The sequence below is a fragment of the Deferribacter thermophilus genome, assembly GCF_049472675.1.
In the GTDB taxonomy this organism is placed as follows: domain Bacteria; phylum Chrysiogenota; class Deferribacteres; order Deferribacterales; family Deferribacteraceae; genus Deferribacter; species Deferribacter thermophilus.
The window spans coordinates 171,043-183,684 of sequence record NZ_JAPNXM010000004.1 but is presented as its reverse complement, the minus strand read 5'-3'; the positions used below and the strand labels follow the sequence as shown (position 1 = coordinate 183,684).

The 12,642-nt window shown below is 31.7% G+C and carries 12 protein-coding genes; 1 reads left to right on the top strand and 11 read right to left on the bottom strand.

All coding sequences use genetic code 11. The annotated features are described in order from the left end of the window. Positions 1-17: 17 nt before the first annotated feature. Positions 18-2,132, top strand: coding sequence for a hypothetical protein (locus tag OWM07_RS05485; RefSeq protein WP_423302666.1), 2,115 nt, complete (start codon positions 18-20; stop codon positions 2,130-2,132). A gap of 87 nt (positions 2,133-2,219) precedes the next feature. On the opposite strand, the gene OWM07_RS05480 is transcribed toward OWM07_RS05485, so the two are convergent. The 11 genes from OWM07_RS05480 to OWM07_RS05430 form a co-directional block, all read right to left on the bottom strand. Then, positions 2,220-4,589, bottom strand: a complete 2,370-nt coding sequence (locus OWM07_RS05480; RefSeq protein ID WP_423302665.1) for a DUF4388 domain-containing protein — start codon at positions 4,587-4,589, stop codon at positions 2,220-2,222. Continuing rightward, complete coding sequence (locus OWM07_RS05475; RefSeq protein ID WP_423302664.1) at positions 4,579-5,343, bottom strand: inositol monophosphatase family protein; 765 nt, start codon at positions 5,341-5,343, stop codon at positions 4,579-4,581. The genes OWM07_RS05480 and OWM07_RS05475 overlap by 11 nt, the downstream gene beginning before the upstream one ends. 14 nt (positions 5,344-5,357) lie before the next feature. Further along, complete coding sequence (gene zapE, locus OWM07_RS05470) at positions 5,358-6,425, bottom strand: cell division protein ZapE (RefSeq protein WP_423302663.1); 1,068 nt, start codon at positions 6,423-6,425, stop codon at positions 5,358-5,360. Between the two features lie 127 nt (positions 6,426-6,552). Then, complete coding sequence (rplT, locus tag OWM07_RS05465; RefSeq protein ID WP_423302662.1) at positions 6,553-6,900, bottom strand: 50S ribosomal protein L20; 348 nt, start codon at positions 6,898-6,900, stop codon at positions 6,553-6,555. Between the two features lie 18 nt (positions 6,901-6,918). Then, complete coding sequence (gene rpmI, locus OWM07_RS05460; protein ID WP_423302661.1) at positions 6,919-7,116, bottom strand: 50S ribosomal protein L35; 198 nt, start codon at positions 7,114-7,116, stop codon at positions 6,919-6,921. Positions 7,117-7,132: 16 nt separating this feature from the next. Continuing rightward, the gene (gene infC, locus OWM07_RS05455) at positions 7,133-7,660 is read right to left on the bottom strand and encodes a translation initiation factor IF-3 (protein WP_423302698.1); all 528 of its coding nucleotides are present in this window, start codon (positions 7,658-7,660) and stop codon (positions 7,133-7,135) included. A gap of 3 nt (positions 7,661-7,663) precedes the next feature. Beyond that, positions 7,664-9,586, bottom strand: coding sequence for a threonine--tRNA ligase (thrS, locus tag OWM07_RS05450; RefSeq protein ID WP_423302660.1), 1,923 nt, complete (start codon positions 9,584-9,586; stop codon positions 7,664-7,666). 72 nt (positions 9,587-9,658) lie between these two features. After that, positions 9,659-10,453 carry an ABC transporter ATP-binding protein gene (locus OWM07_RS05445; protein WP_423302659.1) on the bottom strand — a complete coding sequence of 265 codons (795 nt, stop codon included), beginning with the start codon at positions 10,451-10,453 and terminating at the stop codon, positions 9,659-9,661. Continuing rightward, a complete protein-coding gene (locus tag OWM07_RS05440; RefSeq protein WP_423302658.1) occupies positions 10,450-11,343 on the bottom strand; it encodes an ABC transporter permease in 894 nt (297 codons plus the stop codon). The genes OWM07_RS05445 and OWM07_RS05440 overlap by 4 nt, the downstream gene beginning before the upstream one ends. 3 nt (positions 11,344-11,346) lie before the next feature. Further along, positions 11,347-12,306 carry an ABC transporter substrate-binding protein gene (locus OWM07_RS05435; protein ID WP_423302657.1) on the bottom strand — a complete coding sequence of 320 codons (960 nt, stop codon included), beginning with the start codon at positions 12,304-12,306 and terminating at the stop codon, positions 11,347-11,349. Positions 12,307-12,418: 112 nt separating this feature from the next. After that, entirely contained in the window at positions 12,419-12,589 is a 171-nt protein-coding gene (locus OWM07_RS05430; RefSeq protein WP_423302656.1) for a hypothetical protein, read from the bottom strand. Positions 12,590-12,642: the final 53 nt, after the last annotated feature.

The window sequence follows — 12,642 nt, the reverse complement described above, 5'->3', positions numbered from 1 at the left end:
AAATGTAGGAGGAAAGTATGAAGCAATATGTTAAACTTTTTATTTTATTAATCGCTTCGATGACGTTATTTTACGCCTGTGGCGGTAGTAGCATGAAATCTGGTGGCGATCAGACGGGAGATGCTCAAACTGTTTATGATGCCGCCAATTACGTTGGCACAGAAACGTGTCTTACTTGTCATATACCTGGAAACGCAAAGTTTGTTGAGGCATATGCAAAATGGTCTAACTCTAGGCATGCAAATATTAACTCTGACCCAGATCATTCTTGTACATCAGGCCCATGTCATAACCCAATTGATTTAGATATGGATACCGAAATTACACTACCTGTCGTTGATATGGTCACAAAGTTAGTGACAGGTTATAATAACGTAGATACTGCTCACAGACCTTTTGTAGGGTGTGAAGGCTGTCATGGCCCAGGTAGTATGCATGCTACTAGTCCTACTACTCCATTGCCAATGGCCTATAATGAATCGTTAAAGAATGGTTGGTCATACCAATATAGTATATGCACTACATGTCATCAACTTACTGACGATAATGAAAACTGGTTGAAAGGTGAAACTCAACATATAACAAGACAAGGAAAATCAAGACCTTTTAGAGTCATCAGTGATACCCACTATGACAATCCTGAAACAACTGATATTATTGAAGGTTATGTAATAAATCCTACTGACTCTGATGCTTGTGTAAAATGTCATGATCCTCATTATGTTAAAATTGATAGAGAGTCAATTCCTGGCGATGGTTATGATGAGAAGGATAATAACTCAATTTATGTTCAATGGGCAAGGTCAGCTCATGCTGGACATATTTTGAATGTTAAAGAAGCTGAATGGGAAGCATCAGGAAAAACAGCAGATAATTTAAGCTTTTTTGATGTAGGTGTTACTGATGATACTGGCCCTGCATGGTCTCACTATGATTGGGATGCTGCTAATAGACAAGCATGTCAAAGATGTCATACCGCAACAGGTGCGAAAAACTTCCAAACACAACTTGCATCTTATGACCCTGCAAACAATGATTTTTCACATTTAGCTGGCTGGCAAAAATTAGACAACGGTACAATCATCCCTTCAGGTCAAAATGAATTGTTATACTGTTGGGGCTGTCATAAAGATAACGCTGGTGGGTTAAATGTTTCTGAATCAACTACTGTTGTAGATATTTTCAAGGCTTTACCAGATATAAACAGTGGCAGATTTTTCTATGAAGATACTAATGACAATACTTCTGTTCAGGCTAAATTTAATTCAAGAATTGATGCTATACCTGATTTAGGTGCATCAAAAACCTGTATAACTTGTCATGTTGGAAGAACTTCGATAATGCTTGATGTTGATAGAAAATATAGTGATGATAACTCACTGGATGGTAACAGCTCTGGCTCTTCAACCCACTATTTAGATACTTCTGGTACAATATTTAAGTTTGCTGCTTATGAGTTTGAAGGAGTTAGCTATGACGATGTCCCATATTATGAGCATAATAAGATTGGTATAGATAATGAATTTGGTACTGGTTATGATGGTCCTTGTGTTACCTGTCACATGCCTGATGCTTCAAATGGTAAAAAAGATCACACATTTGCTATTACCGAGGATACAGATGGTGACGGAAACGACGATGCTATTAGAGCAAATGTGTTAGCAGTTTGTTCAAATTGTCATACAGGACAGTATGAGATGACTTTTGAAAAACTTGAAGAAGAAAAAACTGGCTTTGAAAATGCTCTTGAAGCAATGAAATATTATATTGAAAACCAAAATGTTAGCAATACTGGAAAAATATGTACTAAAAGTAGTTATCCATATATAGCATTATTTGATAATGTAAGTATAGACTGTAGTAATGCAAATTTCTTTGCTGCTGAAAATAATTGGTCAACTGTTTTCGGAAACGAAGACAAGAATGCTTATGGTGCGGCTTACAATTATGTATGGATAAGTCATGAACCAGGAGCTTTTGCTCATAATAGATATTATGCTAAGAGGGTTATATTCGATGCAATAGACTTCTTTGACAATGGAGTATTAGATGGAACAATTGATCTATCATCCTACGCAAATGCATGTGAATGGTACGGTGCTATAAGTTGTGATAATGTAACTAGACCATAAATAAATAGCCCCGCAATATGCGGGGCTATTTTATTATAATCATACTATAAATTTTACCGTTAATTATTAATAATTTTTAGAAAAATATTAATACCCTAGTTTTCTTTTGTAAAAATCAGCTTTGTGTGAAAGACTCTTAAATTCTGATTCAAATTTTTTTAATACTTTCTTAGCTTTTTCGAGTTTCCTTAACCTCATTGCAGCATCTAAATAGGCATAATATAAATTGGGGTCATTGAAATTATAAAATTTTGTATTATCTAATATTTCAAACCCATTTGCAAAATCACCCTTTTTAATCAAAGCAAGCCCATAATACGCCTTTATCTCCTCATCCATATTAAAGTTTTCATAAGCTTTTATAAAAGCTTCACAGGCATCTGTAATTCGCCCCATATTTAAATAAACTTTACCACTTGCTAACAATTGCTCAGCAAGAAATATCCTTTTAGCATCAATCCTTGGCTTACTTTCTTCAACCTTTTCATGGGTAACAAGATAATCAAACCCCTCTTTAATAATCCCAAAAATCTCTTTTGCCAACGATTTACGATCATTATCATCAAATAGATCAGGATGAAACTTCTTAGTAAAATCAACATACTTTTTCTTAACCACATCAATAGAATAACTCTCTTTATTTATTTCAAAAATCTCAAAAGGTGTCTTGTTTTGAATTTCTGCTAAATAATTTTTGAGCTCTTCCACTGTTAAACTATGAATTCCAGCTGGTTTCAAATATTCCAAATAATAAAGGATTTTTAAAATATTTATTTCATAAAGAGAACAATTCCTTATGGTAGATGGCTCAATAAGATTATCTTCAAATTTATTTAAAAGATTTTTAATTACAATGTAATCTTCGAAGATTTCTAAAATTTCTTCAACTTTTACTGTTAATTCATAATATTGCCCCAAATCAAATTGTATATCCAATTCCCTTTCTACATCATTTAAAGCAAATACAATCAAATAAAGCAAATTTATATTTAATTTTAAATCATATCCAAACAGATCATTATAAACAAAAATATTTGAAATAGACTTCGATTTAACTATTTCGCCAACTAAAACTAAGCTATACATTTCTAAAATTTTTTCTAATTCCACTATTTTTATAATTTCTTTTTCAATTACACTGTTTATCAATTTATAAAAATCATCGGTATTTAAACTCTTATTAGTTATCTTCTCTATGTATTTACAAATATGAAATTTTTCAGATTGAGAATAACAAATTTTACATTTTCCATTCTCAAAAAACATATTAGCCTTAAACTCTTCAGTAATTATCTCCAATGCACCAGTCATCTCATTTTTTATAACATCCAAGATTGCCACTACACTATCTTCTGATAATTCTTTTGTTTCTTTCTTTTTGATATCTTTTAATAAAACAACCCCCATTTTATATAACTTTAATAAAATCAGTTTAAGCTCTGTCTTTTCAAGATTACAAACCTTCTTTAAATCATCAAAACAAGGTTCTTCAGCAATCCTTGATACTACATAACCATCCTTTGGTGTAAGATATATTTTTTGATCAAGTAATTTTAAGTTATTGACTTTAAAACAGGCATTTTCGCCACCAAATGTTTTCTCAAACAATTTATCCACATGGACAACAAGATTTTGATAAAAATTTTTAATAGTCAACCCTTCAGGGTATTTATCATATAAAGATTTAATTTGAATATAGGAGTCATAAATTTTCCCTTTACCAAACAACTCAAGCGCCAAAAGAAATGTAACAGATGGATTATATATATCTTCTTTAGTTCCAACTTTTATAAGTTTTTTATTTAAAAACAGTTCATATAAAAGCTTATAATTATCTACATAATCTCCACCTAATTCATAAATTATTTCATGGACAGATTTTTTTCCATCAATAACATTGGCTAAACTGCTATACTCTTGCTCACTTGTATTTAATTTAATAATATCTTTTTCACTTAAAACTTTTCTATAAAGTGCTAATTCATCCTTTCTCCTAATTGCTTCGAATAAAATTTCATCAATTTTAATAGCTATAAAATGTTTAAAAGATTTACTAACCTCATCAAAAAAGAAAAACCCTTTTTCCCATTCAAGTAGATAGGTAGTCAGCTCGATCATCTGCTGCTTTAGAATAAAATTCAAATCCTCTTTACTTATAAAGCCTTTTTGAACTAATAGTTGCCCCAGAGGCTCTTTTGTTTTTATCTGCAACTTTAAACATGTGGCCAAAGTTTTTTTATCTATTTTTTTATATCTGATTAATAGACTACCAAGAAGAAAATCAGGGATATTTGAAGTGATGTTTATCAAATCCCCTTTATCAAAATAAGCTTTTACCTCTTCAGTTCCCCTTTGAAAAAAAACATACCCAGTCCTTTTGCTATTTGCAACCCACTGATAAATATCAGGAACAGACATTGATTTTAAATCGCCAATCAGCTGAGAACTAAACGCCATTTAAAATTCCCAATAAATCATCTGTAATTTTTCCATTTGTAGCCACAATATAATCATCAACAAAATTGTAATTTCTGCCATTTCTATTTAGTATCACCCCACCTGCTTCTTTAACAATAACCATACCTGCAGCAACATCCCACGGCTTTAGTCCCGTTTCATAATAACCATCAAAAACCCCTTTAGCAACATAACAAAGATCTAAAGCTGCAGAACCAGCCCTTCTAACACCTCTACTACTTTTTAAAATCCTCTCTAAGATATTTATTAATTCTTTAATATTCTTTTCTACAGACGAATAAGGAAAACCTGTTGCAATTAAGGAATTATTAATACTCTCATTTTTTGAAACAAAAATCTGAACACCATTCAAAAATGCACCTTTATCAGTTTGAGCATAAAATAGCTCATCAATGATAGGATTATACACAACTCCAATTTGACAATCTTTTGAGTAATATGCAATCGAAACAGCAACAAAAGGAAATCTATGAACAAAATTTGTAGTCCCATCAATAGGATCAATAAAAAACACATTGTCATTTTGAAAATCACCTTCAAAGGACTCTTCAGCTATAATTTTTACTTTATCAAAATGTTTTGATAATTTTTCTTTAATAAAATTTTCAACTTTAATATCAATTTCTGTTACCAAATCAATTTTGCCTTTATGGTAAACTTTATTGTTTAATAAGAAGTTTTCTTTAATTATCTTACCAGCCTTTAAAGCCACATCTTTTAAGAAATCAAGCATAACAATTCTCGCATTTATCTTTCATAAAAAGTTGAAATTTCTCCTAACCTTGACAAACACCTTTTCAATTTCTTTTCAAAACAGGATTCTATCATTTCTCGACTAAAAATATCATCCAATTTATAAACAGATTTAATAAAAAGCTTTGTATTATAATAATAGCACATATCCACCAAATATGTAAATCTTAATGCTGTATTTAACATGGGAAACGGTTTAAAATCCCTTATAAAAAGAGCTTCGATATGCTCTGGTATAAGATAAAACCTAAAGGGGTGAATTTGTTCTAACTGATTCATAAGTTCTTCAAAATTAACCAAACACTTTTTTCTACTCCCAGTACATTCATATTCTCCATATGCAATTTCAAAAGATCCATTTTCTATATTTTTAACTATTTCTTTTTTCTTCCTTCTGTAATCTTCACCATCTATTTTTACTACTTTAAAAGTATTAGCTATCACACCCATCTCTCTTTTAAATTCATCAGCTTGAAATCTATCTTTGCCCAAATCTGATGGTAGCGTATTTGATGTAGTTATGATTAAAGTATTTTTATTGATCTCTTCGAAAAACTTTGCCATCATTCTCACTGTAGCTGGATCATCAATTTCGAACTCATCAATTAATAATAAATCGTATTTTGAAAATATTTTTATACTCTCATTTATCCCTAAATAATTAATATAATAACACATTTCAGAAAAAGACATAAAAGCTTTTTTACACTCCGCAATATTATAACAAGCTGCTAACAGATGAGTTTTACCTACTCCATAACCTCCATCTAAATACACATTTTTTATATTTTGAAGTCTGTTATTAGAACTCCTTTTAGAAAAAAAATCAAAAAAAGATCTCTTCTTTATCAATAAACTATTTTTTTTACTATTTAATTTATTTATTTTATTAAACAATAATTCTTTAACTTCAGCTTGAGATTTATACTTTTGATCAGGATAATAATTTTCAAATGAACAGGTGTTGAATTTAGGATGTGGCTTCAAATTTTTTAAACTGTCTTCAACACTGACCTCAAAAGAAATATCCTTAATAGACATTTCTGATGACACACCAATCATTTATCACCTCTGTTGTTTATAAGTAAATTTATATTCTAAATTTCCAACAATAACTTTTAATATGAAAAAAATCAAGAAAGTTTTATAGATATGTTTAAATAGAAACAGGGGGGAATCCCCCCAATTTTTAGGCAGAAACTTTTTTAACCAATTTTTCGAATTCTTCTGGATTATTAATAGCCATTTCAGAAAGGACTTTTCTGTTGATTTCAATATTATTCTTCTTTAAAAGTCCTATAAACTTACTATAGCTCAAACCATACTGTCTAACAGCTGCGTTTATCCTAACAATCCACAGCTTTCTAAAATCTCTTTTTCTCTGCTTCCTATCACGGTAAGCATAAGCTAACGCACGCTCCGCAGCTTCTCTACTTTTTCTGTAAACATTATTAGCTGCACCGCGAAAACCTTTGGTAAGTTTTAACCATTTTTTTCTGCGTCTTCTCGTTTTAAATCCACCTTTTGCTCTAGGCACTTCTTCCTCCTTTTTTCACTATAAATACGGTATTAATTTTTTAACATTTAAGGCATCAGCTCCTTCCAGGATGCCAGGGTGGCGCAATGCGCGCTTTCTCTTTTTGGCCTTTGAGGAAAGGAGGTGCCTCAAGCCAGCCTTTTTGTACTTAACTTTTCCGCTGCCTGTAACTTTAAATCTTTTAGCAGCTCCCCTATGGGTTTTAACCTTTGGCATTCAAACCTCCTGAACTTTAGTTGTGTTTTGGAGCAAGTACCATGACTTGCTGTCTACCCTGCATCTCTGGATGTTTTTCAACAACACAGAGATCCTCTAAATCCTTCACTATTCTATTTAAAATTTCAAGGCCTTGCTCTTGGAAGGCCATTTCTCTCCCTCTATAACGCATTACTACCTTAACCTTGTCTCCATCTTCCAAAAAACGTCTAACATGTTTTAACTTTACCTGATAGTCATGCTCATCAATCTTAGGTCTAAATTTCATCTCTTTTACATCAATTTGATGTTGCCTTAGTTTCTTCCTTGCTTCTCGCTCTTTCTTGTTCTTTTCAAACTTATACTTACCATAATCCATAACCTTACATACGGGGGGTTTTGCATTTGGAGCAACCTCAACTAAATCATAACCCCTATCTTCCGCGATTTTTAACGCCTCATCAATTGAAACTATACCGTACTGACTACCATCTTCAAGGATTAATCTTACTTCTGGAGCGGTAATCTCTTCGTTTACCCTCTCCTTATTCTCTTCCTTATTTATAAATCACCTCCATAAATTAGTACTTTTTGTTTTATCAAGTTCCTTTAATACACTAATATATTCATAAAAATCAAGATTATTTTTATTTTCTCCGTTTCTTAATCTGACAGAAACAGTTTTTGCTTCCACTTCATTATTACCAATAATAATCATATGAGGTATTTTTTGTAGTTGAGCTTCCCTTATTTTATAACCAATTTTTTCATTTCTGCTGTCAAACTCAACTCTGATACCTTCCTCTTTCAATTTTTTCTCAATCTCTTTACAGTAGTCATATTGAGCATCAGACACATTTATGATTCTCACTTGAACAGGTGCCAGCCAAATAGGAAAAGCACCAGCATAATGCTCAATTAATACTCCAAAAAATCTTTCCAAAGAACCAAGCAATGCCCTATGAACCATAAATGGTCTCTTCTCTTTACCATCTTTATCAATATATGTCATATCAAATCTTTCTGGCAAATTAAAATCAAACTGAATTGTGGTCATCTGCCATTCTCTTCCGATAGCGTCCTTAATTTTTAAATCAATTTTTGGACCATAAAAAGCACCACCGCCTTCATCTATTTCAAAATCTATACCAGAATCTTTTATCGCTCCTTCTAAAGATTGAGTAGCCTTTTCCCACATTACATCATCGCCAACGCTTTTTTCAGGTCTTGTAGCGATATACCCTTTAATACTTTCAAAACCAAAAGCCTTCCACATTCTCAATGAAAAATTAAGAACTTCCTTAATTTCATCTATAATCTGTTCTTGAGTACAAATGATATGTGCATCATCTTGAGTAAATCCTCTAACCCTCAACAAACCATGCAATACACCTGATCTTTCATATCTATACACAGTACCAAGCTCTGCCCAACGTAAAGGTAAATCCCTATAAGATCTAACTTTTGATTTATAAATCATTATATGAAAAGGGCAGTTCATCGGTTTTATAAAATACACATTACCATCAATATCCATAGGTGAATACATATTCTCCTGATAAAAAGCTAAATGACCAGATGTCTCCCATAAAGTGGATTTTCCTATATGTGGGGTATAGAGCATTTCATAACCATTTTTAAAATGTTCTTCTTTCCAGAAAGCCTCAATTATTGACCTAATTCTTGCCCCTTTTGGGAACCAACAAATAAGTCCAGCACCGATCTCATCAAATATTGAAAATAGTTCTAAATCTTTACCCAGCTTCCTATGGTCTCTCTTTTTAGCTTCTTCTAATCTTTTTAAATAATCATCAAGTTCGCTCTTCTTAAACCAGCTAGTTCCATAAATTCTTTGAAGCATTTTATTATTTTCATCACCGCGCCAATACGCCCCAGCAACACTTAAAAGCTTGAAATGTTTTATCTTACCTGTGGATTCTAAATGTGGACCTCTACACAAATCAACAAATTCCCCTTGTTCATAAACAGAAACATATTCATCATCAATTTCATTGATAATCTCTATTTTATAATCTTCACCCTTATCTTTGAACAACTTTATGGCTTCTTCTTTTTTTAGCTCTTTTCTTCTTATAGGCAAGTTCTCATTTGCAATTTTTCTCATCTCTTCTTCTATCTTTTCCAAATCAGCCTCAGTAAAAGGAGTTTCCTTATCAAAATCGTAATAAAAACCATCCTCGATAACTGGCCCGATTGTCACTTTCACATCTTTAAACAGCCTTTGTACAGCTTGTGCCATAAGATGTGCAGTTGAATGTCTCAAAATTTCTAATGCCTCTGGATCCTTTTCGGTGATTATCCTAACTGTATCACCATCTGATAATTTATAATATATATCAACCAGTTTCTCATTTACTTCTGCAGCTATAGCTTTTTTTGCAAGAGAATTACTTATCTTACTTGCAACCTCTTTAGCATCAGCCTCATCACTAACTTCAATCACATTACCATCAGGTAAATTAATTCTCATCATGCTACCTCTTTTTCAAACTTTTTGGGTTTTGTTTATGGCACAATAAACCTAAATAATCAAGTTTTTTTATTAAATTAAAAGGAGTTTGTCGTCAGAAATTTCCTCTCCACGAACCTTACTAAACATATCTATCAAATCTTTTACATCCATATTTTCTCTTTCTTTTCCAGAAATATCTAAAACTATCTCCCCTTTATCCATCATTATAGTTCTATTTCCAAGTTTTAAAGCCTGTCTCATATTATGAGTTACCATCAGTGCTGTTAAATTATATTCGTTTACAAAATATTCTGTTAATTCAATAATTTTTGTAGCAGTTTTAGGATCAAGAGCAGCAGTATGTTCATCCAATAAAAGAATCTTAGGCTTAACCAAAGTTGCCATCAATAATGTTAAAGATTGTCTTTGACCACCAGAAAGCAATCCTACCTTATCTTTTAACCTATTTTCAAGCCCTAACCCCAAAACTTTTAGTTTTTCTTTAAAAAACTCTCTATCCTTTGCCTTTACCCCTTTTGAAAACCACCTTTTTTGCCCTCTTTTCTTTGCTATAGCCAAATTTTCTTCTATAGTTAAAGAAGCAGCTGTTCCACTTAAAGGATCTTGAAAAACTTTACCTATATAATAAGCTCTTTTGTAATCACTAATTTTTGTAACATCTTCACCATCAATATAAATAGATCCATTATCAGGAAAAATATAACCCGCTATTAAATTTAAAAGAGTAGATTTGCCAGCCCCGTTACTCCCAATAACAGTTATAAAATCCCCTTTATTTATCTTTAGTGAAATATTATTTATTGCAACATTTTCGTTGACAGTACCTTTATGAAAAATCTTTGTCACATTTTTTAATTCAATCATAATTTCAACCCAATTTTTTTTCTAATACCAGGAAATATCAAAGCAACAGTTACAATTATTGCAGTAATCAGGTTTAAATCAGATGGGCTCATTTGAAAAGCGCCAATTCTAAAACTCAAAGCGATAGCAATAGCAAACCTATACAATATAGAACCCACAATCACAGCAATTACTGCTCTAACTACAGTTCTATCTTCCAAAATTGCCTCTCCCAATATTACAGAGGCTAAACCAGCAACTATTGTTCCTATACCCATGTTCACATCAGCAGAACCTTGAGATTGTGCAACAAGTGCTCCAGATAAAGCAACCAATGCATTTGAGGTAGCAACACCAAATAAAATCATACGATTTGTATTAACACCTTGTGCTTTTACCATTTTTGGATTATCCCCTGTTGCTCTCATCGCAAGTCCTAAATCAGTATGCAAAAACCAAATCAAAATAACTGTAATAATCACTAAAATTATCGTAAAAATTATCGGAGTAATAATATATTTTTCTATACCTAATATATTTTCAAAAGGGGTAAAAATAGTATCATAACCTAACAAAGCAATTGTTGGTTGCCCCATTACACGCAAATTTATCGAATAAAGTGCAATCATCGTTAAAATACCAGCTAAAAGATGAAGTATTTTTAACCTTGTATTCAATAATGCAGTTACTGAGCCAGCAATTGCACCAGCCAACATTGCTATAATAACTGATATAAAAGGGTTAACCCCTTTAACAATAAGAGCTGCTGAAACAGCAGCTCCTAAAGGGAATGTCCCATCAACAGACAAATCTGGAAAATCTAAAACACGAAATGTAATATAAACCCCTAAAGCCATTATTGCAAAAACAACCCCTTGTTCCAAAGCGCCTAAAAAAGCATAAAAACTCATAACTTATTTAATCACCTTCGTTGCTTTTTTTATCATAGCCTCGGGTACTTTTACCCCCATTTTATCAGCTGCCTTTAAATTTATAAATAGTTCTAAATCTTTTAATGTTTCTACAGGGGTTGTTGCTGGATTAGCACCATGAATAATTTTATATACAATCTCACCAGTTTGAAGGCCTAATTTATAATAGTTTATTCCTAATGATGCAAGAGCACCTCTAACCACTGAATCAGTATCACCTGTTATAACAGGGATTTTATTGTCATAGGCAACCTGTAAAACAGATTCTAAAGCTGAAACAACAGTATTATCAGTTGGTATATAGATACCATCTACTCTTCCAACCAAAGATTTAGCTGCCATAAGAACACCACTACTATTTGTGACGGTAGCTTCAACAACTTTCCAGCCAAATCCTTTTGCATATTTTTTAGTAAATTTTACCAAAGTTCTACTATTTGCCTCTCCAGCATTGTAAATCACACCTAAATTTTTTATTTTTATACCTAATTCATTAAAAAGATTTAATTGTTCTTTTACTGGGCTCATATCAGTTGTACCAGTCACATTTGTCCCTGGTCTTTCAAGTGATTTAACAAGCTTAGCTCCAACAGGGTCAGTGATAGCAGAAATAACTATAGGAATCTTTTTTGTAGCATTTGCCACAGCTAAAGCAGTTGGTGTTGCAATTGCTATTATAATATCTTTTTTATCTCCCACAAATTTCTTAGCTATCTGATTGGCTGTGGCTATATTCCCTTGTGCTATTTGTATATCATATTCGATATTAACACCTTCTTTGTAACCCAATTCGGCTAACTTATCAATAATCCCTTTTCTACATGCATCTAAAGCTGGATGCTCTACAATTTGTGTTATACCAACCTTAATAACTTTTGCATTAACAAACCCTGGCAAAACAAACAACATTGCTAATACTATGATAAACAACAATCTTTTCATACAAACCCCCACTATTATATTTTCAGCATTTAACAATAAGTGATAATTTAAAAAATTTCAAGTAAAAGGTTAAATAAAATTAAACCAATGAATTGTTTTTAAAATTTATTAATTAATTATCTTTAATAAGTTTTTTAATATCCTCTTTATGTTTCTCTAAATGCTCTTCTAAATCCTTATTTAATCCACAAAAAAAATCAATCTTCTCTATTACTTCCAAAGAATACTTTTTATGATACTCATGATAAGACTTGTTTATAATTTTTTCGCTATAATTTTGCATTTCACACCTCCAAAATAAAATTTTTACTTTAATCAATAAAAAATGGAAGATAA